The sequence below is a fragment of the Janibacter limosus NBRC 16128 genome (assembly GCF_001570985.1).
GTDB lineage: Bacteria > Actinomycetota > Actinomycetes > Actinomycetales > Dermatophilaceae > Janibacter > Janibacter limosus.
Genome location: NZ_BCSS01000005.1, coordinates 34,260 through 59,519, shown reverse-complemented (window position 1 = coordinate 59,519; position 25,260 = coordinate 34,260). Strand labels below are relative to the sequence as shown.

Annotated in this window: 21 protein-coding genes and 1 tRNA gene; 9 read left to right on the top strand and 13 right to left on the bottom strand. The window is 71.7% G+C overall.

Annotated features, from left to right (window positions below; genetic code table 11):
• Nucleotides 1-18: 18 nt before the first annotated feature.
• The gene (locus JLI01S_RS02930; protein ID WP_068259685.1) at nt 19-258 is read right to left on the bottom strand and encodes a heavy-metal-associated domain-containing protein; all 240 of its coding nucleotides are present in this window, start codon (nt 256-258) and stop codon (nt 19-21) included.
• Between the two features lie 170 nt (nt 259-428).
• On the opposite strand from JLI01S_RS02930, the gene JLI01S_RS02925 reads away from it, so the two are divergent.
• Nucleotides 429-1,220 carry a Crp/Fnr family transcriptional regulator gene (locus JLI01S_RS02925; RefSeq protein WP_068259681.1) on the top strand — a complete coding sequence of 264 codons (792 nt, stop codon included), beginning with the start codon at nt 429-431 and terminating at the stop codon, nt 1,218-1,220.
• A gap of 9 nt (nt 1,221-1,229) precedes the next feature.
• On the opposite strand, the gene JLI01S_RS02920 is transcribed toward JLI01S_RS02925, so the two are convergent.
• The 3 genes from JLI01S_RS02920 to JLI01S_RS02910 all read right to left on the bottom strand — a co-directional run bounded on the left by JLI01S_RS02920 (nt 1,230) and on the right by JLI01S_RS02910 (nt 5,028).
• Complete coding sequence (locus tag JLI01S_RS02920) at nt 1,230-1,793, bottom strand: class I SAM-dependent DNA methyltransferase (RefSeq protein WP_245634506.1); 564 nt, start codon at nt 1,791-1,793, stop codon at nt 1,230-1,232.
• A gap of 139 nt (nt 1,794-1,932) precedes the next feature.
• Nucleotides 1,933-2,009: transfer RNA gene (locus JLI01S_RS02915), tRNA-Met, on the bottom strand.
• A 49-nt stretch (nt 2,010-2,058) separates the two neighbouring features.
• Nucleotides 2,059-5,028, bottom strand: coding sequence for a UPF0182 family membrane protein (locus JLI01S_RS02910; RefSeq protein ID WP_084349144.1), 2,970 nt, complete (start codon nt 5,026-5,028; stop codon nt 2,059-2,061).
• A gap of 45 nt (nt 5,029-5,073) precedes the next feature.
• Between JLI01S_RS02910 and JLI01S_RS02905 the strand changes: the two genes are divergently transcribed.
• On the top strand, nt 5,074-5,661 hold the full coding sequence (locus JLI01S_RS02905) for a PPA1309 family protein (protein WP_068259671.1): 588 nt from the start codon (nt 5,074-5,076) through the stop codon (nt 5,659-5,661).
• A 130-nt stretch (nt 5,662-5,791) separates the two neighbouring features.
• Here JLI01S_RS02905 and JLI01S_RS02900 read toward each other — a convergent pair whose 3' ends face one another.
• Complete coding sequence (locus tag JLI01S_RS02900; RefSeq protein ID WP_068259668.1) at nt 5,792-6,886, bottom strand: YlbL family protein; 1,095 nt, start codon at nt 6,884-6,886, stop codon at nt 5,792-5,794.
• A gap of 91 nt (nt 6,887-6,977) precedes the next feature.
• Here JLI01S_RS02900 and JLI01S_RS02895 point away from each other — a divergent pair, with 91 nt between their 5' ends.
• From JLI01S_RS02895 to JLI01S_RS02880, 4 genes are all read left to right on the top strand, one after another.
• Entirely contained in the window at nt 6,978-8,444 is a 1,467-nt protein-coding gene (locus JLI01S_RS02895; RefSeq protein WP_245634505.1) for a zinc-dependent metalloprotease, read from the top strand.
• A complete protein-coding gene (locus JLI01S_RS02890; RefSeq protein WP_068259665.1) occupies nt 8,441-8,989 on the top strand; it encodes an NUDIX hydrolase in 549 nt (182 codons plus the stop codon). Before JLI01S_RS02895 ends, JLI01S_RS02890 begins: the two co-directional genes overlap by 4 nt.
• 91 nt (nt 8,990-9,080) lie before the next feature.
• Nucleotides 9,081-9,986, top strand: a complete 906-nt coding sequence (locus tag JLI01S_RS02885) for a TOMM precursor leader peptide-binding protein (protein ID WP_084349142.1) — start codon at nt 9,081-9,083, stop codon at nt 9,984-9,986.
• Complete coding sequence (locus JLI01S_RS02880) at nt 9,983-11,299, top strand: ABC1 kinase family protein (RefSeq protein WP_068259659.1); 1,317 nt, start codon at nt 9,983-9,985, stop codon at nt 11,297-11,299. The genes JLI01S_RS02885 and JLI01S_RS02880 overlap by 4 nt, the downstream gene beginning before the upstream one ends.
• A gap of 30 nt (nt 11,300-11,329) precedes the next feature.
• Here JLI01S_RS02880 and JLI01S_RS02875 read toward each other — a convergent pair whose 3' ends face one another.
• The 6 genes from JLI01S_RS02875 to nudC form a co-directional block, all read right to left on the bottom strand.
• Entirely contained in the window at nt 11,330-11,905 is a 576-nt protein-coding gene (locus JLI01S_RS02875) for an HhH-GPD-type base excision DNA repair protein (protein ID WP_068259656.1), read from the bottom strand.
• Between the two features lie 95 nt (nt 11,906-12,000).
• Nucleotides 12,001-12,159 carry a hypothetical protein gene (locus tag JLI01S_RS16840; protein ID WP_157074797.1) on the bottom strand — a complete coding sequence of 53 codons (159 nt, stop codon included), beginning with the start codon at nt 12,157-12,159 and terminating at the stop codon, nt 12,001-12,003.
• On the bottom strand, nt 12,156-12,425 hold the full coding sequence (locus tag JLI01S_RS02870; RefSeq protein ID WP_068259654.1) for a WhiB family transcriptional regulator: 270 nt from the start codon (nt 12,423-12,425) through the stop codon (nt 12,156-12,158). The genes JLI01S_RS16840 and JLI01S_RS02870 overlap by 4 nt, the downstream gene beginning before the upstream one ends.
• A 124-nt stretch (nt 12,426-12,549) precedes the next feature.
• Complete coding sequence (locus tag JLI01S_RS16835) at nt 12,550-12,720, bottom strand: hypothetical protein (RefSeq protein ID WP_157074796.1); 171 nt, start codon at nt 12,718-12,720, stop codon at nt 12,550-12,552.
• Nucleotides 12,721-12,846: 126 nt separating this feature from the next.
• Nucleotides 12,847-14,997 (bottom strand): ATP-dependent DNA helicase UvrD2, encoded by a 2,151-nt coding sequence (locus tag JLI01S_RS02865; RefSeq protein ID WP_068259651.1) that lies wholly within the window; start codon nt 14,995-14,997, stop codon nt 12,847-12,849.
• Between the two features lie 44 nt (nt 14,998-15,041).
• The gene (nudC, locus tag JLI01S_RS02860) at nt 15,042-15,965 is read right to left on the bottom strand and encodes an NAD(+) diphosphatase (RefSeq protein WP_068259648.1); all 924 of its coding nucleotides are present in this window, start codon (nt 15,963-15,965) and stop codon (nt 15,042-15,044) included.
• A gap of 86 nt (nt 15,966-16,051) precedes the next feature.
• Here nudC and JLI01S_RS02855 point away from each other — a divergent pair, with 86 nt between their 5' ends.
• The gene (locus JLI01S_RS02855) at nt 16,052-17,464 is read left to right on the top strand and encodes a phosphotransferase (RefSeq protein ID WP_169797275.1); all 1,413 of its coding nucleotides are present in this window, start codon (nt 16,052-16,054) and stop codon (nt 17,462-17,464) included.
• Nucleotides 17,465-17,630: 166 nt separating this feature from the next.
• Here the strand turns inward: JLI01S_RS02855 and JLI01S_RS02850 are convergent, their stop codons facing one another.
• Both JLI01S_RS02850 and JLI01S_RS02845 read right to left on the bottom strand, forming a co-directional pair.
• The gene (locus tag JLI01S_RS02850) at nt 17,631-20,936 is read right to left on the bottom strand and encodes an ATP-dependent helicase (RefSeq protein ID WP_068259642.1); all 3,306 of its coding nucleotides are present in this window, start codon (nt 20,934-20,936) and stop codon (nt 17,631-17,633) included.
• Entirely contained in the window at nt 20,933-24,091 is a 3,159-nt protein-coding gene (locus JLI01S_RS02845) for an ATP-dependent helicase (RefSeq protein ID WP_245634504.1), read from the bottom strand. The genes JLI01S_RS02850 and JLI01S_RS02845 overlap by 4 nt, the downstream gene beginning before the upstream one ends.
• A gap of 146 nt (nt 24,092-24,237) precedes the next feature.
• On the opposite strand from JLI01S_RS02845, the gene JLI01S_RS02840 reads away from it, so the two are divergent.
• Together JLI01S_RS02840 and JLI01S_RS02835 are read left to right on the top strand one after the other, a co-directional pair.
• Entirely contained in the window at nt 24,238-24,900 is a 663-nt protein-coding gene (locus JLI01S_RS02840; protein ID WP_068259640.1) for a TetR/AcrR family transcriptional regulator, read from the top strand.
• Between the two features lie 42 nt (nt 24,901-24,942).
• Nucleotides 24,943-25,161, top strand: a complete 219-nt coding sequence (locus tag JLI01S_RS02835) for a DUF3107 domain-containing protein (RefSeq protein WP_068259636.1) — start codon at nt 24,943-24,945, stop codon at nt 25,159-25,161.
• Nucleotides 25,162-25,260: the final 99 nt, after the last annotated feature.

Genomic DNA, 25,260 nt, shown 5'->3' with positions numbered 1-25,260 from the left:
ACCTTTCAGAGAGCGTGGTCAGAATGCGGAGGGGGCGGCCTTGTAGCCGGCCTTGCCGATGGCGGCGACGATCTCGTCGGTGGTGGTGACCGAGGCGTCGTGGTCGACCTCGACGCGTCCCGAGGCAAACTTCACGCTCACGCCCTGGACACCTTCGAGGCGGCCCACCTGCTTCTCGATCTTGGGCACGCAGGACGGGCAGCTGAAGCCCTCGGCGCGGAAGACGGTGTGGGTGGTGGCTGAGGCCGTGGCGGTCATGGTGAACCTTCCTTTTCCAGTGACTTCGAGGTGTTCCCTCGACGACACCTTCAACGTATGGGGGTTCTGCGCGCCCGAACATGACGGCCGTCAATCAACCGCGTACGTGGTGTGCCCACGGGCCACGGCGTGCGAGCAGGGGTCATGGTCAGCCGGGCTAGGGTGCTGTCATGTCAGGCCAGGAGTCCGACCGCGTGACCACGGCTGTCGCCGACGGGCGCCGCGTGATCCCCCTTCGCGAGATCACGCTCCCGCACCGGTGCCCCAGACCGGTGCGGATGTACGTGCTCGGCCGAGCGCCGTACTTCGTCGGGCTCAGCGAGGACGAGCTGGACCGGATCGACCGTCGCATGCAGACCAGCTCCTGGGCAGCGGACGACTACATCTTCCACGCCGGGGATCGAGCGGAATCCCTCTACGTGGTCGCCGAGGGACGGGTGAAGCTGTCCCAGGTGACGCCCGACGGGACCGAGACCGTCACCGACATCTTGGTGCCCGGTGAGTTGTTCGGCGCGATGAGTTCCACCGGCGAGCCACACCACCAGCAGTCCGCCTCCGCGCTCGTCGGGACGTGCACATTGCGCATCGGCCAAGCCGACTTCCGTCACGTGCTCGCCACCCAGCCACGGGTGGGTTTGCGGGTCCTCGACGATGTTGCGGACCGACTGATCCGCGCCCAGTCCGACATTGGCGGGCAGGTCACCGAGACCGTTCGCCAGCGGACCGCGACAGCGCTGCTACGGCTGGCCGACAAGCTGGGCGAGGACCGCGGTCCCGACGGCATCATGCTCGAGGTGCCCCTGACTCGCACCGATCTGGCCGGACTCGCCCGCTCCACACCGGAGTCCGTCTCTCGCGTCATGAGCCGATGGAAGAAGGAGGGCATCATCGAGTCAGGCCGACGGTGGACCGCCATCCGGGATCGCCAGAGACTTCAGGATGAGGCGACGACCACGGCCTGACACAGCGTGTCAGGCCGTGGCCGCGCCCCGAGCCCATCCCGGGATCGGCCGTGCCAGCAGGTACGCATGCGGGAAGCCGGGGTCCCAGCGCGTGTCGGCAACCTCGAACCCCGCGTGCTCCAGCGCATCCACCATCTCCGGCAAGGGCCAGCGGTGGGCCGTCGCGACGGGGTGGTCCATTGGCTCCAGGTCGGGGCCGGAGAAGAACGACATCAAGAGCGACCCGTGCTCGTCGATGACCTGCCTGAGGATGGCGAGGGCCTCAGGCAATGTGTCCGGTCCCATGTGGATCAGTGAGTACCAGGCCAAGATCCCTGCCCACCGCTCGTCGCTGTCGCGCAGACCGCTCAGCGACCCGCGACGAAACTCAACACCCGGGTGAGCCTGTCGTGCGAGGTCGACGAGTCTCCTCGCTGGTTCGAGGCCCACGACGTGGCTCCCGAGTCCTGCCAGGTGCCCTGCCCATCGGCCAGTGCCCGAGCCGACGTCGAGGATCGCCCCGTTGGTCCGCTTGGCCCACTGCTCGATCAGGTCGCGGTCCGGGTCCCTGTCCGTCACGACAGTGCCGAGCATGCCCTCAGCGTCGAAGTGCGGCGAATCGTAAGCGTTCGCAACGTCATCGGCTGTCATGAGCCCACGCTATCGCCGTGACTCCCTTCGCCGCCCAGAGCACGACAAGAGGCCCGGACCAATGGTCCGGGCCTCTTGACTGTGGTAGCGGGGGCAGGATTTGAACCTGCGACCTCCGGGTTATGAGCCCGGCGAGCTACCGAACTGCTCCACCCCGCGTCGTTGCCTTGCAAGACAAACTCTACGTGAATGGACGGAGCAGACCAAATCAGTTGCCCTCGAGGTCCGCCGAGCCCCCACCGGGCTGGGCCTTGACGGCCTCCTCGAGCTGCTTCTTCAGCTCCTTCTGCGCCGTGTCATAGGCCGCGAAGTCGCCCTTCTTCAGCGCGTCCTGGCCCTCCTTGTACGCCTTCTGCATGCCGGCGATGGCCGAGCGGACCTTCTTTTCGTCGGCCGTCAGGTTGGTCGGCTGCTTGGGCTCCTTGGGCTTCGTCTTCGACTCGTCCTTCGAGTCGTCCTTGGGCTGGCCCTCGGCATCGACACCGGCGTCACCGCCGAAGAGCTCGTCCAGTGCCGTCTCGAGGTCCTGTGCCCAGGCGATCTTGCCGCCGAAGGAGACGATGACGATCCGCAGCTGCGGATAGCTCGTGCCGGACGCCGAGGAGAGGTAGATCGGCTCGACGTGGAGGAAGCCCTCCCCGACGGGCAGCGCCATCTGGTTGCCGTAGGAGACCTTCGAGCCACCGCGGTTGGCGTTGTTGAGGTAGTCGGTGAGGGTCTGAGTGCCGTCACCCGAGGTCGCGTTGGAGGAGACGATGTCGTTCTGCACCTGCCCGACGCCGGGGACCGTCGTGTTGCGTGGCACCGACAGCAGGCGCAGCTGCCCGTAGTCGGATGCGGGTTTGCCCTTGACCGCCCCCGCGTCCGCGTCGACCGCGAGGTACCCGGCCATGACATTGCGGCTGCCGCGCGGGATGTACGTCGACGTCAGCGACCACGAGGGTGCCTTCTGGTCGGGCATCGCGAGCGAGAGGAAGTACGGCGGCTGCGCCACACCGGAGTCCCCGCGCGACGGGTCGTCCGGGACCCGCCAGCGGTCCTGGCCGGCGCGGAAGTCGCTCGCCGAGGTCACGTGGTAGTCCGCGAGGACGGCGCGCTGCATCCGGAAGAGGTCCTCGGGGTAGCGCAGGTGGGACATGAGGTCGCCGCTGATCTCCGCCTTCGACTTCATCAGGTCGGGGAAGGCCTTGTCCCAGGACGCGACGATCGGGTCGCTCTCGTCCCACCGGTAGAGGTTGACCGTGCCGTCATAGGCGTCGACGGTCGCCTTGACCGAGTTGCGCATGTAGTTGATCCGGTCGCCGACGAGCGCGCTGGCCTGCTGCGTCTGCACCGAGGAGACCTGCCCCGACTGCACGCCCGACATGGAGAAGGCGGTGCTGTAGGGGTAGTTCTGCGAGGTCGTGTAGCCGTCGACGACCCACTGCACCCGGCCGTCGACGATCGTCGGGTAGACGTCGTCGTCGAGGGTGAGCCACGGGGCGACCCGCTTGACCCTCTCCTTGGGTGTGCGGTGCTCGAGCAGCCGTGAGTCGGACCCGACGGCGTCGGACAGCAGGAACTTCATGTCGCGGTGCGTCAGCGCGTACGCCGTCTGGCGCAGCTTGGACCCGATGGCGACGCCGCCGTCACCCTCGTAGGTGTAGCGCGATTCCTCGCCGCCGGCGGGCTGGTCGACCTCGCGCGGGGTGTCGGTGTCGCCCTGGCCGACGATCGAGAAGTGCCGCATCTCCTCGCCGAAGTAGATCCGCGGCTCGTACTCGCCGATCTCCTTCTCCGGCGAGAGCCACTGCGGGTTGCCGGCGCGCGCCTGCGTCCCACGCGCCATGACCAGGCCGTAGCCGTGGGTGTACACCGTGTGGTCGTTGACCCAGTCGCGTCGGTCGCTCGGCACCTTGTCCAGATCGAGCTCGCGCGCACCGACGACATCGGTCATGTCGCCGTCGATGTCGTAACGGTCGACATCGAGGTCGTCCTGGAAGGTGTAGTACGGCTGCTGGGCCTGCAGCTCCTGATAGGTCGGGCTGACGACCGAGGGGTCGAGCAGGCGGATGCCGGGGATGGACGCGGCGTCCTCGCGCAGCTGCCCCGACGAGACATCGGAGACCGCGTCATAGCTCGAGGTGTCGACCCCGGTCACGCCGTGGGCGGCGCGCGTGGCGTCGATGTTGCGCTGCAGGTACGGCTCCTCGAGCGAGTTGCGCGAGGGCGAGACCTTGTAGGTCTCCACGAGCGCCGGGTAGATCGAGCCGACCACGACGGAGAGCACGACGAGGGTGCCGACCGCGATCGTCGGCAGCCGCCAGGAGCGGCTGCGCACGGATGCCAGGAAGAGGCCAGCGCACATGGCCGCGGCCACCGCGAGGATGTACTTCGTCGGCACGATCGCGTGGGCGCCGGTGTAGCCGACGCCCGTGAGGACCTCGTTTTCCTGCGTGGTCAGCGCGTGCGCGCTCAGCACATAGCTCCAGGCCCGCAGCATGGCCAGCACGGCACCGATGATCGCCAGGTGGAGGAAGGCTGCCCGCGTCGAGCGGCCGCGACCGGGCGGGACGACGCCGCCGTAGACGTAGTGGGCGAAGAGCGCCGCGAGCAGCGACGCCAGGGCGGCGACGGTGAGGAAGCCGACGACGAAGTTCCACCACGGGAGCGAGAAGAGGTAGTAGCCGATGTCGCGGCCGAACTCCGCGTCGGCGGCGCCGGTCGAGGTGCCGTTGCGCCACAGCAGCCAGGTCTGCCACTGACCGGCAGCGGCCAGCCCGCCGAGGATGCCGAGCACGGACGGAAGGGCGATCGCCGTCGCCTTGCGGAAGGGCTCGATGGCGCTGCGGTACTGGGCCAGGGCCTGCTCCCCCGGCGTCATCGGCACGCTCATCGGCCGGGTCCGGTGGGCCAGCCACAGACTCAGGCCGATCGGGAGGGCGGTGAGGAGCACACCGACGATGAAGAGCATGACCTGGGTGCGCAGGCGCGACCACCACATGTCGGAGTAGCCGAGGGCGCTGAACCACAGCGACTCGGTCCACAGGCTCGCCGCGAGGCTGATCAGCAGCAGCACGACGGCGATGATCGCCGCCGTCTTGGCCAACCTGCTCGTGGGCACACGTCGGGAGGGCGGACCCTCGTCCCGGGGCGGCGGAGCGCCCCCTTCGTCATCCGGCCAACTCGCGCTGCTCATGGTGGGGACACCGTACCCATCGCACCTGTGGCGGCGTAGGGCAGCATGGTCCTCGTGCCCGACTCGTCATCCGCCAGCGCCCCCCACGACAGCTCTCCCAGCGACAGCACCCCCACGGCCGAGCCGCTGGCCGTCGCTGCCCTCGAGACCGAACGCCACGTCGCCTCGGCCGGGTGGGACCAGAATCCGCGCGTCTTCGCCCTCGTCGACACCGCCGCGCTCATCGCCGCCGAGCCGCAGCTGGCCGCGTCGCTCGACAGCGCCGCCGACCAGGCCCCCGGGGCGCTGAGCGCCATCGAGCAGGAGGACCTGCCGCGCACCGCCAACCTCGAGTCACTGCTCGGCAGGATGGCCTGGCCCGACTCCGTCGACGGCGTCGCCCTGGCCGTCGAGCGCATCGTCATCCCGCCGGGCGCCGAGCGCGACCTGCCGCAGGACCCGACCGCAGCCGTCGACGCACTCGCAGAGCACCCCCAGCGCGAAGACGTCCGTCTGCTCGTCGCCGTCCACCGCGACGGGCGCGCCGTCTGCCTGCTGCGCCAGCGAGCCAACGACCGCGACGACCGCGTCGCCACCGGCGAGGACATCGCCCCCGGCCTCGTCCACGCGCTGCGCGAGACGCTCAAGGACTGACCCGCGCCCCGAGTCCCCCCGCGTTGTCGGACTGCAGTTCCCATGACGAAGGGGGCGAAAGCCCGACTTTCCGGGGGCAGGCAGCGCGTCACGTGACGAACTGCAGTACGAGTGCGCCGCCGCGCAGGACCTAGCTGGCCTTGACGACGTCCTCGCACGTCGGGAAGTCCGCGGTGTCCCCCTTCGCGATGGACTCGACCGTGTCGCTGGCGTCGGTGAAGTCGCCGACCGGCACCACACCCAGCCCCTCCGGCACGTGCCCGACGACATCGCCGCAGTTGCTCTCCGGGGCCAGGAACCACGTGGCTCCGCTCTGCTGAGCGCCGACCATCTTCTGCGCGATGCCGCCGATCGGGCCGACGGTGCCGGAGTCGTCGATCGTGCCGGTGCCGGCGATCTGCTCGCCGCCGGTCATCGCACCCGGGGTGAGCCGATCGCGGACCGCGAGCGCAAACATCATCCCGGCGCTGGGCCCGCCGACATTGCCGGCGTCGATGCGCACCTCGAAGGGGTAGTCGTACTTCGCCTCGACGCCGATGCCGACACCCGCGCGGCCACCGCCGAGGTCGGCCGTCGTCACCGTGACCTCACGCTGCGTGCCGTCCCGGCGCACCGCGACGATGACCTTGTCCCCGGCCTTGCGGTCGGAGATGCCGTCGACGACGTCCTCGACCGTCGTGGTCTTCTTGCCGTCGACGGAGATGATCTCGTCCTCGAGCTCCAGCTTGCCGGAGGCCGGGAACCCCTTGGCGATCGAGCCGACGAGGTTGGTCTGCGGGACCTTGGCCCCGGTGCTGCGCATGCCGACGGCGATCGAGGTCTTCTGCGAGCCCTGCATCTGGGCGGCATTCATCTCCTCGATCTCCGCCTCGGAGGTGTCCTGCGGGAAGACCTGCTCCTCCGGCAGGACCCTGGAGTTGCTGTCGAGGTGGCCCATGACCCACTCCCAGCCGGTGATGTGCCGCTCCGGGCCACCCAGCACGCGCACCGTCGTGAAGTACAAGGCACCCTCCGTCGGGTAGCTCTTGGCCCCCGACACCTGCACGAGCTGGGTTCCGTCGTCGAGCGTGCCCAGGGTGTCCGTGGCCGGGCCGGGGCGCTCCACGGCATAGGGCACCTTGATGAGCATGCCCGCGATGACGACGACGAGGATGACGAAGGCCACGGCGAGGATCCATCGGGCAATGCGCTCGCTGCGCGGGACGGTGTGGACCGGGTCGGTCACGGGACCTCCTGCCCCGGAGGGAACCATCCGGGGCCAGTCGTGGTTGGGTTGAAGGACAGGACATCCTCTCAGGAAGAGACGAGACGCCGACGTGAGCAACGACCCCAGCACCCCAGCCGGTTCCCCCGGGGACGACGGGCTCCCCCCGGAGATCATGAAGATCTTCCGGGACCTCAACGGTGGGCGTGACCTGCCGCCCCAGCTCGTCGAGCAGCTGAAGGCCATGGGCATCGCCGATGCCGACCCCGCCCAGGTGGCCGCCATGACCTCCCAGATCAAGACGATGTTCACCCCCGGCGCCCAGCGCAAGGGCGTGGACGTCGCCGCCGCGACCGCCGCCGCGCAGGAGCAGGCCGAGTCCGAGGACCACGAGATGGGCGCTCGCGAGCGCGACCTCGCCGAGCAGGCCGTGCGCGTCGCCTCGATGTGGCTGGACCAGGTGACCGACTTCGAGGCCCCCGCGCTCACCGGTGCCGCCCTGTCGCGCGCGCAGTGGGTCGAGGCGACGATGCCCGTGTGGGCCTCGCTCGTCGACCCGGTCGCCGACGGGCTGTCCGCCGCGATCCGCGACTCGATGACCGCGCGCCTCGGCGATGCCGACGCCCCCGACCTGCAGGCGATGGGCCTGCCCGCCGGGATGGACCTGTCGATGCTCAAGCAGCAGCTGGCTCCCTTCGTCGACACGATGGCCTCCACCCTCATCACGGGGCAGACCGCCGAGGCCGTGGGCACGCTCTCCTCCGACACGCTCACCGCGACCGAGGTCGGCGTCCCGCTGCTCACGACGCAGGTGGCGCTGCTGCCGGGCAATGTCGCGGGCTTCGCCGAGGGGCTGGACGTCACGCTCGACGAGGTGTGGCTGCACCTGGCCGCCCGCGAGGCAGCCCGCATGCGTCTCTTCACCGCCGTGCCGTGGATCGGTCCGCAGATCCTCGCGGCCGTGCAGTCCTACGCCCGGGGCATCGCCATCGACACCGACGCCATCGATGCCGCCGTGCGCGAGGTCGACCCGTCCGACCCGGCGGCGCTGCAGGACGCGCTCACCGGCGGCTTCCTCAACCCGAGCCCCACTGCGCCACAACGGCATGCACTCGTCCAGCTCGAGACCTGGCTGGCTCTCGTCGAGGGCTGGGTCGACCACGTCGCCGCCTCCGCGACCCGCGACCACCTGCCGCACACCGCGGGCATGACCGAGACCATCCGGCGGCGTCGGGCGACGGGTGGTCCGGCGGAGAAGACCTTTGCCGGGCTCGTCGGCCTCGAGCTGCGGCCGCGACGACTGCGCGATGCGGCCAACCTCTTCGCCGCCCTCGAGGAGCGCGTCGGTGCTACCGGTCGCGATGCCGTGTGGGCCCACCCCGATGTCGCGCCCACGGGCACCGATCTCGACGACGTGCTGGGTTTCGTCGAGCGCACCGCTGCGGGCGGGTCCTCGGAGAGCGCCGAGCTCGACGCGGCCCTCGAGTCGATCCTGCGCGAGGCGGACGAAGGGGGCTCGGGCGGGGACAGCGGACAGGGTTCCAGCGGCTCCGGCCCTGACTCACCACGCGCATCGTGAGCACCCACGCCCGCCTCGACGCTGACCTGCGCTCGCTCCTCACCGGGTGGAGCGCGCCCTCGGCGGCGCAGGAGCAACTGAGGCAGGACTACCTGGCCCATCTCGACGCCCACGAGGACGCGAGCGCCAAGGCGGGCCCGCCGGCGCACTTCACCGCCTCCTGCCTCGTCATCGACGAGGCGGGCGAGCGGGTGCTGCTGACCCTGCACCGCAAGGTCGGTCGGTGGTTGCAGTTCGGCGGGCACATCGAGGCGAGCGACCCGTCCGGCGCCGCGGCCGCGCTGCGCGAGGCGGTCGAGGAGTCGGGGCTGCCGGAGGGGGCGTTGACCCTGCGGCCGGAGCTGGCACAGCTGGACCGGCACGCCCTCGGGTCGGGCTTCTCCCGCTGCACCGAGCACCTCGACCTGCGGTGGGTCGCGGTCGCGGCCGCCGGGAGCGACCCGGTCGTCTCCGAGGAGTCGCTGGACGTCGCGTGGTGGCCGATCGACGCCCTGCCACCCGACACCGAGGACTCGATCCGCGAGCTCATCGCCCTGGGGCGCTGACCCCGCCCCGCAGACCTGTGGATGACCGTCGGCGCGTGGGCGCGGACTCCGCCACAGTGGAGGTCACCGACCCCTGCTGACCGAGCGAGCGATGATGCACTCACCACCCCTTCCCCCACGCGGGGCGCGGCTGCGCCCCCTTCGTCGGCCGGACGGGAGCGTGCAGCTCGGTGTCGGGCCGCGCTCGGTGCGCCTCATCGGGCTCACCGACGCCGAGGTCCGCTGGCTGGCCGCGCTGGATCCCGAGCGCGCGTTGACGGAGGCGCTCACCACGGCGTCGCTGGAGGGGATCGAGCCGGGCCGTGCCACGGACGTGCTCGACCGGCTCATCGCCCGCGGCCTGCTCTCCCCCGTCGTGACCGATCATCTGCCGTCGGTCGCGGTCGTCGGGTCCGGGGCACTCCCCGCGCTGCTCACCGATGTCCTCCGACAGGGTGAGCAGGTGGGTGTCACCCGGGTGCGTGCCGGTGGCGAGGGCGGCTGCCCCGACCTGGCCGTCATCGTCTCTCCCGCGCCTGCGGACCCAGCCGCAGCGCAGCCGTGGCTCGCCGCCGGCACTCCGGTCCTGCCGCTGTGGTGCCAGCCGGACCACGCCAGCATCGGTCCGATCATCACCCCGGGTGGACGGCCCTGCCTCTACTGCCTCGACCTCACTCGCATGAGCGTCGACCCCGACTGGCCGCACCTGCGTGCCCAGCTCATCCGTCCCCGGGTCACCGGCCCGGAGCCCGCCGACGGGCTACCCGCGCTCCGGCTGGTCGCCGCCGGCCTGACCACCGCGCTCGTCCTCGACCACGTCGCGGGACGGCTGACGATGCCCGAGTGGTCCTTCGAGGTCGCGACCCCCGGCCCGACCCTCGAGCGACACCGGTGGCCGGCGCACCCCGGCTGCCCCGAGTGCGGCAGCCCCGCCGATGCCGCAGGAGCCGGTGCGACACCCACGCCCCGGAGGGGGTCCAGACACCACTCAGGGTGGGGAGACACAATGGCGGGGTGAGCCAGATCCCACGAGGAGCCGCCGGCCGTGCCGCGCGGCTCGCTTCCCTGCCGCTCGGCCATGCCGGGCGCAGCGCACGTGGCATGGGCCGGCGCCTGACCGGCACCCCTGCGGAGGTCGTCAACGAGGAGATCCAGCGGCGCACCGCGGAGCAGCTCTTCACCGTCCTGGGCTCCCTCAAGGGCGGCGCGATGAAGGTCGGCCAAGCCCTCTCGGTGCTCGAGGCAGCAATGCCGGAGGACTTCGTCGAGCCCTACCGGGAGATGCTCGTGCGGCTGCAGGACGCCGCGCCACCGATGTCGACGCCCGAGGTCCACGAGATCCTCGCTCGCGATCTCGGCGCCCGGTGGCGCGACGAGGTCGACATCGAGGACACCCCCGTCGCGGCGGCCTCCATCGGCCAGGTCCACCGAGGTGTCGCCGCGGACGGACGGATCGTCGCGGTCAAGGTGCAGTACCCCGGCGCCGACAAGGCGCTGCGCTCGGACCTGCAGCAGATCGCCCGACTCGCCCGCGTCGCGACGACGTGGATGCCGGCCGTCGACATCAAGCCGGTCACCGACGAGCTTCTCGCGGCTGCCGACGAGGAGCTCGACTACGGCCTCGAGGCCGCCAACCAGCGAGCCTTCGCCGAGGCCTTCCGCGATGACCCCGACGTCGCCGTGCCCGATGTCGTCCTCCAGACCAGGCACGTGCTCGTCGGTGAGTGGCTCGAGGGCGCCTCGCTCAGCCAGGTCATCCGCCAGGGTGAGCAGGACGTGCGAGATCGCGTCGGCCAGCTCTATCTCGAGTTCCTCCTCGACGGGCCGGGACGGGCCGGGTTGCTCCACGCCGATCCGCACCCGGGCAACTTCCGCCTCACGCCCGATGGTCGCCTGGGGGTCCTCGACTTCGGTGCCGTCGCCCGGCTGCCCGGGGGGATCCCCCCGATCATCGGCGAGCTCGTGCGGCACGCCCTCGCCGGTGACGCGCAGGGAGTCCTCGACGGACTGCGGAGCGAGGGCTTCGTCCTGCCGGGCATCGAGGTCGACGCCGACCAGGTGCTGGCCTACGTCCTCCCCTTCATCGAGCCGCTGCGCGAGCCGGAGCACGCCTTCACCCGTGAGTGGCTGCGCGGCGCGGCCCAGGGGGTCACGGACCTGCGCGCACCGGAGTTCGCCACCGGTCTGCGGATGAACATGCCCCGCGAGTACGCCATGATCCACCGTGTCTTCGTCGGCGCCACCGGCGTGCTCAGCCAGCTCGGCGCGACCGTCCCGGCCCGTGGGTCGATGGAGCGCCTGCTGCCCGGCTTCGCCCCCGCCCAGGACTGAGCTCCCTCACGGTCGTGCGGGCGATCTGCGTCAGCCCTTGGCTGCCTTGGCCTGTGCCTTCGCCGCCTTCTTGAAGTCCCGGACCTCCTGCAGCGAGGTCTCATCGGTGACATCGGCGACCGAGCGGCGCGAGCCGTCCTCGGCATAGGGGCCGATCGCCTCACGCCAGCCGTCGGGCCGCACGTCGAGCTGCTTGCCGAGGAGTGCGGCGAAGATGCGTGCCTTCTGGTCGCCGAAGCCGGGCAGCGCCTTGAGTCGCTTGACGACCTCGGCAGTCTCGACACCGGTCCAGATCCGTGTCACGTCACCGTCGTACTCGTCGCGCACCACGGCGGCCACGGCCTGGATGCGTCCGGCCATCGAGCGTCCGTACCGGTGCACGGCCGGCGGCGTGGAGCACAGGTCGGCAAAGGCCTCGGGCTCGGCGTCGGCGAGCTGCGCCGGGTCGAGGTTGCCGAAACGCTCCTTGACCTTCGCCGGCCCGGCGAAGGCACGCTCCATGGGGAACTGCTGGTCGAGGAGCATGCCGAGCAGCAGCGCGAAGGGGTCGGACGAGAGCAGCTCGTCGGCGGTCTCGTCCTGGGCGATGCGAAGGGAGGTGGCCATGCCCGCAAGCCTGCCACGTCTCCCTTCGGCCAGAACGCCAAAAGGCCCCACCCGGGGCATCGGGTGGGGCCTCTGGTCGAGACCGATCAGGGTGCTCATCGAAAGCTCAGGTGAGCGGGTCGGGGGTCGGCACGTCGTGCCTGCTCCAGACGACGGTCGACATCGGGCACGTAGGCCAGGGGCCGGTCCGCGGGACGCAGACGGGGCAGCTTCAGGAACTTCATTGCGGTCACCTCCTCACGGGTGTCGCTCATGCGGGGATCGGGTGCTTGCGAGGGCGGCCTCGCGGCCGCTTGCGGGGGATGACGCGTCCGGCGTCGAAGAGCTCGCCGCCCCAGACGCCCCACGGCTCGCGGCGCTCGAGGGCGCCCTCGAGACACATCTGCTGGAAGGGACAGTTGCCGCAGAGGTCCTTGGCGTACTCGACGCCGGCGGGCGTCTCGGCGAACCAGATCTCGGGCTCCTCCGCCTGGCAGGGCGTGAGGCGCTGTATCGGTGGGTGGGTGGTCAAGGCAGTCAAGTCGGGGTCTCCTGTGTGAACGTGTGGTGCGGTGCTGATGAGCGGTGGTGTGGGGACACGACAAAGGCCGCGGTTCCCGGTGTGTGGGATGCCGCGGCCTGGAGGAGGACCTGAGTCCGTCTGTCTAGACGGGAGGTCTCGCAGGGCGCGGGTCCACGACGAAGGGGGTCTTCGGATCGATGGCCAGAGCTCGGCCACGGTCGGTGAAGATGCCGGCGACGCCGCCGATGAAACCGGCGGAGTGCGCGAGGGCAGCCTGGGACGGGTCGATCGTCATCGTGGTGATGGTGTCCATGGGTGCTGCCCTCCTCTCGTCGTTGCGCTCTTCGGATCACACGCTCGGCATGTCCGACTGACTGGGATCAAACCTAGAGCACCCATCCGGTGCGCGCCACCGAATTAATTCCGGAGATCTTCCGGATCAGTCCTCGGGCTCCCCAGCGGCCGCGTCAGCGACCTCCTCGGGGTCCGCCCCGCCGACGACCGCGAGCACCTGGTCGGCGTACAGCGAGAGCTTGCGCGGGCCCACCCCGCTGATCGCGGAGAGGTCGCGCTGGTGCGCCGGCTCGGCCTCGGCGATGGCTTCGAGCGTGGCATCGGTGAAGACGACGAAGGCCGGCACGGACGCCGCGCGGGACACCGCCAGGCGCCAGGCGCGCAGTCGCTCGAAGGTTGCCTCGTCGTAGGTCGGCGGACACTCCGGGCAGCGACCCGAGGCCCGCTCGGTGGCGGTGCTCAGGTCGGTGCCGCACACCTTGCACACCGTGGGGCGGGAGGGCTTGAGCCGGCCCCCGCTCTTGGACCCCGAGGACTTCTTGGGGGTCGAGCGCGCGCCCTCGCCGAGGATGCCGGAGGCCTGGTCGAGGAATCGGCTGACCCGACGGCTCGGGCGGCCTCCGGGGTTGCGGGCCCGGGCCCACGACAGGTGCAGCACCTCGCGCGCACGGGTGACGCCGACGTACATCAGGCGCCGCTCCTCCTCGATCTCCTCGACGCCCTCGGCCATCCTGATCGGCAGCAGCCCGTCGGAGCAGCCGGCGAGGAAGACGACATCCCACTCCAGGCCCTTGGCCGCGTGGAGCGAGGCCAGGGTCACGCCCTCGACATCGGGCGCGTGCTGCGAGGCGATGCGCTCGTCGAGGTCACGCACGAGATCGGGCAGCCTCGCCTCGGGGCTGGCCGCGATCAGCCGCGCGGACAGGTCGACCAGCGCCTTGAGCGACTCCCAGCGCGAACGCACCGCACCGGTGCTGGCGGGCGGGTCCTCGTGCCAGCCCAGCCCACCGAGCACGTCGCCGACGAGGGCCGGCAGCGGCTTGCTGCCGTCGTCCTGACGCGCGGCCCCGCGCAGCAGCAGGACCGCCTCGCGGACCTCCTTGCGGGAGAAGAAGCGCTCCCCACCCTTGACCAGGTAGGGCACGTCCGCGTCGGCGAGGGCCGACTCCAGTGCCTCGGACTGGCCGTTGGTGCGGAAGAGCACGGCGATCTCGCTGAGCGGCCGGCCCTGCGTCGCGAGCTCCTTGATCTTGGCGGCCACCCACGACGCCTCCGCCGGGTCGTCGTCGAGCGCGGTGAGCGAAGGGGGGTTGCCCCCGTCGCGCTGCGGCACGAGCTCCACGGCGCCCCCACGACGCTGGCCGTTGGTGTCCGTGAGCATCCGGTTGGCCAGGGCGAGGACGGATGGCGTCGAGCGGTAGTTGCGCACGAGGCGCACCTGCTGCGCTCCGGGGTGGTGCTGCGTGAAGCGCAGCAGGTGCTCGGGGGTCGCGCCGGTGAAGGAGTAGATCGTCTGGGCCGGGTCCCCGACGACGCAGATGTCGCCACGACCACCGAGCCACAGGTCGAGCAGGCGCTGCTGCAGCGCGTTGACGTCCTGGTACTCGTCGACGACGAAGTGCCGGTACTGGTCCCGGACCGTGCGCGCGATGTCCTCGCGCTCCTCGAGGATGCCGACCGTGAGCAGCAGGACGTCCTCGAAGTCGATGACGCCGCGCTCCCCCTTGACGTCCTCGTAGCTCGAGATGAGCCGGGCCATGGCGGTGTGGTCCATGCCGGGCGGCTCGCGGCGGGCCCGCCGCGCGGCCGCGGGGTAGGTCTCGGGCGTGAGCAGGGAGACCTTGGACCACTCGATCTCGGCCGAGACATCCCGCAGCTCGGAGCGGTCCAGCCGCATGCCCACGCGGGAAGCGGCCTCGGCGACCGCCGGCACCTTGTACGGCATGACCTCCGGCGCGGCGCCACCGATCGCCGCCGGCCAGAAGTAGTGCAGCTGTCGCAGGGCAGCGGCGTGGAAGGTGCGCGTCTGCACGCCCGCGACGCCCAGGTCGCGCAGACGGGTGCGCATCTCCCCCGCGGCACGAGCCGTGAAGGTCACCGCGAGCACCCGCTGCGGCTGATAGGCCCCGGACTGCACGCCGTAGGCGATGCGGTGGGTGATCGCGCGGGTCTTGCCCGTGCCGGCACCGGCCAGCACGACCATGGGACCACTGGGGTTGGCGGCGACCTCACGCTGCTCGGGGTCGAGCGCGTCGAGGATGTCGTCCGCGGACTGCGGGCCGGCCGAGATCGTCACCCCGGCACTCTCTCACCCGGCACCGACACACCCCAAGGCAGCGGTCAGCCCAGCTCGTCGAGCCGCTGCCCGAGCCACCCTTCGATGAGGCGCGACGAGATCGACAGCCGCCCGGCCGCCCGCAGGTACCCCTCAGCCAGCTCGTGGCGGAACTCCTCACGCGTGAACCACCGCGCCTCGGCGATCTCGTCCGGCTGGCAGACGAGGTCGGTCGTCGTGGCACGGGCCGTGCAGCCGAGCATGAGCGACGCGGGGAAGGGCCACGGCTGGTCGGCCACGAAGCGCACATCGCGCACGCTCACGCCGACCTCCTCGCCGACCTCGCGGATGACCGCTCCGGCGATCGTCTCGCCCGGCTCGAGGAACCCCGCGAGGACGGAGAACCTCCCTTCGGGCCAGCCGATGTTGCGGGCCAGCAGCAGCCGGTCCGCGTCATCGATGACGGCCATGATCACGGCCGGGTCGGTGCGCGGGTAGTGCTCGGACCCGTCCTGCGGGCAGCGACGCACCCACCCGGACGAGACGACCTCGGTCCGCTCGCCGCAGCGCGGGCAGCGGGGGTGGCGCACGTGCCAGTTGGCCAGGCCCAGCGCGGTGGCGAAGAGCGTGGCCTGCGCCTGCGGCAGCTCCCCGGCGACCTCACGCAGGCTGGCGAAGGGGGCGGCGTCCAGACGCTCCTCACGGGTCGCGTCCCCCTTCGGCGGGGCAGGACGGCAGGCGGCGACGTGGGCGATCCCGTCGAGGCGACCCAGATAGAGCAGGAGGGTCTCGGTGTCCTCGGGCTCGGGCGATCGCAGCGCGAGGGTCCGGTCGGGACGCAGGGGGCTGCGGTCGCCCTGCAGCTCGATGACTCGGGTCGCCGGGTCCGCGAGGAGCGTCTCGATCCGGACGGGTTCGGCGCGGGAGGGGCCGTCGCGGTCGACGACGGACGCCGTCATGGGCAGGTCGTGCATCGGGTCGTGGTCCACGTCACCAGCCTAGGGACATGTGGCGGAACACCGACGAGAGGGCGTTGCTCCCGACCAAAGCGCCGCTCTCCTCGTACGGTGGGCGGGTGACCTCTCGTGGACCGCTTGCTCTTGCTGCCCTGGCCAGCGCCGCCGTGCCCGGCCTCGACCCCAGCTCCGTCGAGGGGGTCGTCGCGAGCGGACCGGCCCGATCCTTCGACGTCGCCTTCGTCCAGGACCACGAGCACCGTCGCTGGGTGATCCGCTGCCCGCGCACGCCCGCCGCCTCGGCCCGGCTCGAGCAGTCCGCCGCCCTCCTGGCGCTGCTCGCCCGTCGCCTGACGATGCCCGTCCCGGCGGTCAAGGGCTGGACCCCACTGCCCGAAGGGGGCCGTGCCGCCGTCCACACCTACCTCACCGGTCGGATGCTCGACCTCGCGTCGGTCGCCCCGGGTTCCAAGGTCGCGGTCGGGATCGGCCGCGCCCTGGCCCACCTGCACAACCTGGACCGTCGCGTCTACGAGGAGGCGGGGGTCCCCGTCTACGAGGCGGAGGCTTATCGCACCCGCCGTCTGGCCGAGCTGGATCGCGCGGCAGCCACGGGACGGGTCCCTACAGGCCTGCTCACCCGCTGGGAGCACGAGCTCGAGGACGTCTCGCTGTGGCGGTTCACCACCACGCCCACACACGGCGACATCGGGTCCTCGACGATCCTGGTCACCCCCGACGACGGCGAGGAGCCGGACGTCAAGGCCCTGCTCGGGTGGGAGTCGGCCCAGGTCGCTGACCCTGCCGATGACCTCGCCGCGCTCGTCGCCGAGCTGCACCCCGACAGCATCGACACGGTCATGGAGGCGTACGCCCACGCTCGGTCCGATCGTCCGGACCGCCACCTGCAGCAGCGGGCGCGGCTCGTCCACCAGATGCAGATGGTCCGCACGATGATGTCCGCGGTCGCAGCCGGCGACGACGACGGCGCCGAGGAGCACGCGCGCTCACTGCGCCGACTCGATGACCAGCTCGCCCGGGAGGACGAGGAGCGCGCGACAGCCGCGAAGCCCTTCGTCCGCACGCCCACCGCCGGCGATACGGCCACCGACACCCAACCCGTGGCGACCGAGGACATGTCCTCCGACGACGCCGCGGTCGAGGTGGCGAGCGACGCAACGGCACCCAACGCGGTGACGAGCGACGACGAGGCGAGCGACGCAACGGCACGCAACGACGATGCGAGCAACGACGAAACGAGCGACGAGGAGTCCGCCGTCGAGGTCGAGGACACGGGGGCCCCGACGCCGGTCGAGCCCGCTGCCCAGGACACGACGGATGAGCCGTCTGCTGACGCGCCCGCTGCTGACGCTGATGCTGACGAGGTGGACACCTCGGCCGATGCGCCCGAGGCGGACACCACCGACACCAAGCCCGGACCGCGCCTGGTCGGCGACCACCGGACCGCCGAGATCGTGCCGCTCACCGGCGACGAGGGCGACGACGTCCTGCCGCCGGCGCCTCGCCGCTGACGCGGAGGCACCCCCTTCCCCTTCCCCTTCCCTTTCACTCGCGCGGGTGGAGGTATACCCGCCGACGCAACACCCGCGAGTCCACCTCCACCCGCGAAGGGGGCAACCGGGTGGACTCCAACGCGCCGAGGAATCGTCCGCGGGTATACCTCCATCCAGGATGCCCTCAGTCGGGTGAGCTGACGTCGCCCTGAACCACGTCCCCCTGCACCACGTCCCCGAGGAGCGCGACGACCTCGTCCTCGCTGAGCAGCTCGGGCCGGATCGTCTCGCCGGTCGCTGCGTGGAAGAAGGCTCCGCGCACCCGGTCGGGGTCGATCCCACGCCAGCGGGCGTAGGCGATCCGGTAGGCAGAGAGCTGGACCGCGCGCACCTGCGCCTCCGAGCCACGAGGCGGTCGGCCCGTCTTCCAGTCCACGACGCTGACTCCCCCGTCGTCATCGGCGAAGACCGCGTCGACCCGGCCGCGGATGGCATGCCCACCCAGGACGATCTCGAGCGACAGCTCCACCTCGAGCGGCACGCGGTCGGCCCACTCACTGGCAAGGAAGTGCTCCTGCATTGCCGAGAGGTCCTCGTCGCCGAGCGCCTCGTCGGCGCTGCCCGGCAGGTCGAAGACGTCGACGAGGCCCGCCCGGGCGTAGTGCTCCTCCACCCAGGAGTGGAAGGCAGTACCGCGCCTCCCGGCAACCTGAGGCGGCTGCGGCATGGGTCGGCGCAGATCGAGCGCAAAGGCATCCGCGTCGCGCGCGAGCGAGACCAGCTGGGAGGTCGACAGGTGCGAGGGCAGCTCGACCGAGACGGCCTGACCACGGGCACGACGACGGCGCTCGCGCTCCTCGAGCAGGATGCGCAGCTGGTCATCGAGCGGATCGGCGCCGAGGTCGTCGACTCCTGCGTCGGCGTCCGTGCCAGCCATCGCTGCGGCCGCGGACTCGAGGCCGGCCCGCTCCGGCGCGGGCTCACCAGCCGGCCAGATCACCTGGCGGGAGACCTCGAGCGCAGGGTTGCGCACCTCCTTCGACTCCGGCATCGGCGCCCACTCGAGGCGCTCGACGACCCCGGTCGCGCACGCCTCGTCGAGGAAGCGCGACGGCAGCCGGGGCTGTTGCCCCGTCGCGCCCCACACCCACGAGCCGAGCAGCAACTGGCTGCGGGCCCGGGTGCTGGCCACATAGGCCAGGCGGCGCTCCTCGAGGAGACCGTGCTCACCGTTGGCCGCGCGATAGCGCTTGAGCTCGTCCTGCAGTGCCTTGGTCCCACCGAGGGAGAGGTCGAGGTGCGGCAGCCCCTCGCGGTCACCGCGCAGCGGGAAGGGCACTCCGTCAAGCCCCGAGATCCAGCCCGACTCGTTGACCTGGCCGAGCGTCCACTCCCCCGTGTCCTTGAAGGAGGAGCGCGAGGCGTGTGCGGGGAAGACGCCTTCGGACAGGCCGGGCACGGCGACGACATCCCACTCCAGCCCCTTGGCCGCGTGGCAGGTGAGGATCTGGACGGCGTCCTTGGTCGGCTCGACGACAGGGGCCTCCAGACCCCGCTCCTGCTCGACGGCCGCCTCTATCCAGTCGATGAACCCACCGAGCGTCGGCCGATCGGCGCTCGAGGCGAACTGCGCCGCCACATCGGCGAAGGCGTCGAGGTGGGCGCGCGCTGCACCCGGCGACCAGCCCGGTCGCGAGAGGACCTCGATGTCGACCCCGAGCTCCCGCTCCGCCTCGCCGACGAGGTCCGGCAGTGGCATGCCCGCGCCACGACGCAGCCGAGCGACCATGCCCCCGATGTGGTGCAGACGATCGAGGGCCGCGTCCGAGATCGCCTGGCCGGCGCTCCCCTGCCATCCGGGTTCGGGCAGCTGGTCGAGGGCATCGACGATCGTCACGGCGTCATCGGGTCCGGGCGGTGGGCCGCCGTCGGCGACCTCCTCCCGCACCTGGCGACCGAGGTGCCGCGCCCAGGCTCCGAGCCCGTCGAGATCGGCAGGGCCGAGGAGCCCGGGCGCGCCGGTGAGCAGCCGCATGAGCCGGTCGCCGCGCATGGGGTCCTGCACGATCGTCAGCAGCGAGATGACGTCAGCGACCTCGGGGGTGAGCAGCAGCCCGCCGAGGCCGACGACCTCGTGCGGGATGTTGCGGGCCGCGAGCGCCTCGGCGATGAGGGTGAACTGGCTGCGCTTGCGGCACAGCACCGCAGCGCTCCGGCGGGCCGTGCCACCAGCGCCCGCCCCCCGGCGCGTCTCGATCCACTCCGCGACCCTGGCCGCCTCGTCCTGGGCAGTCTCGGCACGCAGTGCCTGCACCTGACCCCGCTGGGCACCGGGCCGAGGACGAAGGGGGGTCACCGGCACCCCGCTCACCGCCCCGAGCGGCCCCGCCACGGCATTGGCCACCTCGAGGATGGTCTCGTCATTGCGCCAGCTGGTCGACAGGTGCTTGACCGGCGCTGGCTGCCCCTGCGTCGCGAAGGACCGGGGGAAGGTCGCGAGGGTCGTCGCGCTCGCTCCTCGCCAGGCGTAGATCGACTGGTGCGGGTCGCCCACCGCGGTCACGGCGGCGGGTGTGCTCCCGTCGGGAGCGAAGAGCTCACGCATGAGCACCAGCTGGGCCTCCGACGTGTCCTGGAACTCGTCGAGCATGACGACGCGGAACCGGTCCCGCTCGGCCTGCCCCAGGTCGGGGAATCGCGTCGCGAGGGCCGCGGCGAGGGCCATCTGGTCGGCGAAGTCCATCACCGAGCGCTCGCGCTTGACCTGTCGGTAGCGCTCGACGATCGGCAGGATCAGTCGCTGCTCGGTCATCGGCGTGATGACCTTGCCCCGGAAGTCCTTGGTGAAGGCCTTGTCCGAGGCCGCGACCCCCTCGAGGTGAGCCAGCACCCCCCGGGCGAAGTCCTCGATGTCCTGCGGCGTGCACAGGTGCTCGGCGAGCTCGCCGGCGAGCGAGACGATCGCATTGGTCACGGTGGACTCGACCTTGTCGATGTCCTCCATCGGCCCGTCCCAGGCGAGCACGACCTCGTGGGCGAGCTGCCAGGTCGCGGCCTCGGAGAGCAGGCGCGAGTCCTTTTCGTACCCGAGCCGCAGGGCGCCCTCGCGCACCAGTCGACCGGCGTAGGAGTGATAGGTGGAGATCGTCGGGGTCCCCCCGAGCCCGTCGGCGTCGACCTCTTGGGGCGGGGTCCAGATGCCGGCCTGCTCGAGCGTCGCGAGCCGTCGGGCCACCCGCTCGGCGAGCTCGCCCGCAGCCTTGCGGGTGAAGGTCAGCCCGAGGACCTGCTCGGGCGTGACCAGGCCGTTGGCGACGAGCCACACGACGCGGGCGGTCATCGTCTCGGTCTTGCCCGAGCCCGCACCCGCGACCACCAGGAGCGGCTCGAGCGGGGCCTCGATGATCTCGCGCTGCTCGTCGGTGGGCGGGTGCTCCTGACCCAGCGCCCGGGCGAGGTCGACGGCACCGATGATGGGCGGCCAGGTCATCTCAGGCGTCCCCCTTCGTCGTGGGCGGGGCAGGAGGAGCGGACCGGGCAGATCCGGCACCGTCCCTCCTCGGGCTGGGCGGCAAAGGTGGCCGCGGCCATCCCCTCCGCCGTGTCGGTGATCAGGTCGTGGAAGCGACGCGGCTCGTCGTCGTCAGAGATCGAGGGCTGGCTCTGCACGGCATTGCCGGAGGTGCGCACCTTGCCCAGCTGGACGAGCGCCGCCCCCGCGACCTCGCGTCCGTGCTCGTCGAAGCCGCCCTCGGCGATCGCCACCTGGTAGGCGCCGAGCTGAGGGTGCTCGAGCAGCTCCTTGCCGGTGGGGGCGCTCGACCCGGTCTTGTAGTCGATGACGCGCAGCCGCCCGTCGCCGTCGGCCTCGAGCCGGTCGACATCACCTCGCAGCACGGCTCGCCCGATCTCGACGCGGAAGGTCTGCTCCATGGCCACCGGCCGCCACCCCTCGGACGCCGCGCGCTGGTGATACTCCGCCAGCCAGTGCACCATCGTCAGGGCCCGCTCGCGCTTCTGGTCGGTCACCCAGCCCGGAGCCATGCCGAGCTCCGACCAGCGGCGCTCCAGCTCCGAGCGGAAGGCGTCCTCCCCCGCGTCGCCGAGGTCGTGGGCGATCTCGTGCACGAGCGTCCCGACCTCCATCGACGTGCTGCTGGGCCCGTCGCCACCGGAGGACTGCAGGAGCCACCGCAGGCCGCAGTCGGTGAACATCTGCACCTTGGACGGACTGACAGCGACGGACGCGTCCTCCGGCCGGACCGGCCGGGTGCTGCTGAGGTCACGCAAGGCCCACCATGACGAAGGGGAGGCCCCCGCCACTCCCGCAGCGGAGAGCAGAGCCAAGCGTGCGACGGCTCGTGCAGCCGCTGCCGGGTCGCTCGAGGCGAGCTGCTGACGCAGCTGCGCGACCAGCCCGGTGAGGTCGAGCGGAGCCGGGACATTGCTGGGCTCTCGCCGCATCACGTCATCAGGGAGGGGGTCGACGAGGTCGAGGTAGACGGACGGCTGCTCGTCCTCGGCGGCCACCGCCGTGACGAGGACGCGGTGGGTGGCCCTGGTCAGGGCCACGTGGAAGAGGCGGGTCTCGTCGTGACGGACCGCTGCGGCCGCCCCGGCACCCGTGCGGTCCCGCCCGGTGACGACGTCGACGAGCCGCTCGGAGCCCAGGAGGGAGCCGCGCAGACGCAGGTCGGGCCAGACACCCTCCTGCACACCCGCGACGACGACGGTGTGCCACTCGTTGCCCGCGGCCGTCTGCGGGGTGACGAGGGAGACCGCGTCGGCATCGGGACTGCGCGCGGCGAGCGAGTCCGCTGCGACGGCCTGGCCGGCCACCGCATCGAGGAAGGCATCGGGACCGGAGGCCGGCAGCGCGTCCTGATGGGCTGCCGCAGCGTCGAAGAGCGCCACGACCGCGTCGAGGGCACGGTCGGCGCGCGCCCCGGGCCGCCCTCCGGCGAGTGCTGCGGCCCGCCACGTGGCGGCGACGTCCGCGGCCTCCCACATCTGCCACAGGACGGACTCGGCGGAGACACCCGGGGCCCACCCGGGGCCGTCCTCTGCGGTGCGCGCAGCCGCTCGTCCGGCCGCGACGATGACGGCGAGCCGGTGCAGTGGCAGGGCGTCGTCACCGAGGTGGACGAGGTGGTCCGGGTCGAGCACGAGGGCACCGAGCAGCTCATCGCTCGTGCGCTCACCCTCGCTGGCCAGCTCGTCGCGGCGCAGGGCCCGCCGCAGTCGACGCACCGCGACGGTGTCGGCGGCAACGAGAGGGCTGGTCAGCAGGTCGATGACATCGGTCGCGGGCACCGCGTCGAGTCGGCCACGAGCGAGGTCGACGACGAGCGAGAGCACATCGAGCAAGGGGCGGGCCGCGGGCTCGTCGCGCACCGGCACGCGGTGGGCGTCGCCGAGCACGGGCACCCCGCGTGCGGCGAGCACGCGGCGCAGCGTCGCCTGCCGTGCCGCACCGCGGACGACGACGGCCATCCGCTGCCACGGGATGCCGTGCAGCAGGTGGGCGGCACGCAGCTCATGGGCGATGAAGGCTGCCTCCTGGGCGCTCGAGTGCAGGACGTGCGACTCGAGGACGCCACCGGGCCCGGCCGGGGTCGCCGCGCGCTGGGCGCCGCCACCGAGGGCAGCGATCTTGGGGACGATCCGGGCTGCCGCCGCGTGCACCTGCTCGGGGAGCCGGTGCCCACGGCCGAGGACGACCGTGACGTCCTCCCGGCCGGACCAGTCGGCGACGAGGTGGTGCGGGTCGGCCCCGCGGAACCCCTGGACCGCGACGTCGGGATCACCGACGAGGACGAGACCGACGCCCTCGCCCGTCAGAGCGCGCAGCAGTCGCGCCGCAGGAGCGGTGAGCTCCTGGGCGTCATCGACGACGACCAGCCGCAATCCGGAGCGGACCCGCTCGCGGGCCTCGGGGTCGTGCTCGAGGAGCTCGGCCGCAGCAGTCAGCACCCAGGCGGGGTCATAGGCGCCCGGGCGGGACATCGCAGTGACCTCGTCGTACTCGCGAGCCACCTCCGCGGCCGCCACCCACTCCGGGCGACCGTGCTCACGGCCCAGCGCGTCGAGGTCGCTCGGGCTGACGCCGTGCTCGATGGCGCGCATGAGCAGGTCACGCAGCTCCTCGCGGAAGCCGCGGGTGGTGATCGCCTCAAGGAGGTCATCGGGCCAGCGGGGACCGGTGCCGTCCTCCCGGTGCCCCTGGAGGAGCTCACCCAGGACCAGGTCCTGCTCGGCCCCAGACAGCAGTCGAGGTGCCGGGTCACCGCGCAGCACCGCATGCTGTCGCAGGACCGCGAAGCCGAGCGAGGGCATGGTGCGCGCCATCGGCTCGGTCGTCGCTCCCGTCAGCCCCGCCGTCACCGCGTCACGGGCCGTGGCCGCCGACAGCCGGGTCGCCGCGACCAGCAGGACCTCCCCCGCTGAGCACTCGCCGCGCGAGACCCGGTCCAGGACCGCTGCGACCGCGACGGTCGTCTTGCCCGTGCCGGGTCCGCCCAAGATCCGCACGAGGTCACCGCGGGCGGCCACCGCCTGGGCCTGGTCCGCGTCGAGGGACACCACGAGGCCGGGCCCGCTGAACTGCGGGGCCCGGAGGTGCACGGTGGGGAGATGCTCGGTCACGGACCCATCCCACCACCCACGACCGACAGCCCTCCCCGTGCCGCGCCCCATGGCCCCCCGACGATCACCCGGTGGCGTCGGCCATCACTACCCACAGGTAGGATCCGTGTGATCCGCCACACGGCGCACCGATCCCCGGAGGACCCATGAGCTCCCACACGCCCGGCACCCGAGTGCAGCGGATGCCGCGCGCCCAGCGGCGCGCCCAGCTGCTGGAGGCGGCCCTCAGCGTCTTCGTCTCCAAGGGCTACCACGCGGCGGCCATGGAGGACATCGCCGACGAGGCCGGAGTCTCCAAGCCGGTGCTCTACCAGCACTTCCCCGGCAAGCTCGAGCTCTACCTCGCGCTGCTCGACGGCCAGTGCGACCACCTGGAGACCCTCGTCCTCGAGGCGCTCGGCTCCAGCGAGGACCACGAGGAGCGGGTCTACGCCACCGTCGGCGCCTTCTTCAACTTCGTCGCTGACGAGGGGGGCGCCTTCCGCCTGATCTACGAGTCCGACCTGACCAACGACCCGCAGGTGCGTCACCGCATCGACGCGCTCGAGGCCCAGCTCGGCGAGGCCATCGCCCTGCGCATCATCCAGGACACCCCGCTGCCCAAGGAGCTGGCCGAGATGCTCGGCCTGGCCATGTCCGGCGCCGCCCAGGTCATGGCCCGCACGTGGCTCGCGCACGGCGCCCACTTCCCCAAGGAGGTCGCCGCACAGGCGGCCGGCCACCTCGCGTGGCGGGGCATCGGCTCCTTCCCCGTCAACCGGATGGGCACCGCGGGCGACCCCGACACGGACGCTGTCGCCGGCGAGTGACACGATGAGCACGAGTTCACCCACCACCATCAAGGAGTGACCGTGGAGATCAAGATCGGCATCCAGAACGTCGCCCGCGAGGTCGTCATCGAGGCCACCGGATCCGCAGCCGAGATCGACGCAGCCGTGCAGGCTGCTCTCGACGGCGCGTCCCTGTCCCTGACCGATGACAAGGGACGCCGCGTCATGGTTCCCGCCGGGGCCCTCGGTTATGTCGAGGTCGGCGAGCCGTCGCCCAGTCGCGTGGGTTTCGGGGCCTGAGGCCCCTCCTTTTCGTCCCCCCTGAGCAAGGTCACGAGGTGGGTACGCGTGCAAAGACACGCTTGCTGAATGTCGCCTCATGCGCCTCAGGAGTCTATG

Bases quoted from the DNA above. Each gene is read 5' to 3' on its own strand.
- JLI01S_RS16840 (WP_157074797.1), bottom strand. From the start codon at position 12,159: ATGAGCGACACCCGTGAGGAGGTGACCGCAATGAAGTTCCTGAAGCTG.
- JLI01S_RS02925 (WP_068259681.1), top strand. From the start codon at position 429: ATGTCAGGCCAGGAGTCCGACCGCGTGACCACGGCTGTCGCCGACGGG.
- JLI01S_RS02905 (WP_068259671.1), top strand. From the start codon at position 5,074: ATGGTCCTCGTGCCCGACTCGTCATCCGCCAGCGCCCCCCACGACAGC.
- JLI01S_RS02885 (WP_084349142.1), top strand. From the start codon at position 9,081: ATGATGCACTCACCACCCCTTCCCCCACGCGGGGCGCGGCTGCGCCCC.
- JLI01S_RS02910 (WP_084349144.1), bottom strand. From the start codon at position 5,028: ATGAGCAGCGCGAGTTGGCCGGATGACGAAGGGGGCGCTCCGCCGCCC.
- JLI01S_RS02875 (WP_068259656.1), bottom strand. From the start codon at position 11,905: ATGGCCACCTCCCTTCGCATCGCCCAGGACGAGACCGCCGACGAGCTG.
- JLI01S_RS16835 (WP_157074796.1), bottom strand. From the start codon at position 12,720: ATGGACACCATCACCACGATGACGATCGACCCGTCCCAGGCTGCCCTC.
- JLI01S_RS02850 (WP_068259642.1), bottom strand. From the start codon at position 20,936: ATGACCTGGCCGCCCATCATCGGTGCCGTCGACCTCGCCCGGGCGCTG.
- JLI01S_RS02930 (WP_068259685.1), bottom strand. From the start codon at position 258: ATGACCGCCACGGCCTCAGCCACCACCCACACCGTCTTCCGCGCCGAG.
- JLI01S_RS02920 (WP_245634506.1), bottom strand. From the start codon at position 1,793: ATGCTCGGCACTGTCGTGACGGACAGGGACCCGGACCGCGACCTGATC.
- JLI01S_RS02840 (WP_068259640.1), top strand. From the start codon at position 24,238: ATGAGCTCCCACACGCCCGGCACCCGAGTGCAGCGGATGCCGCGCGCC.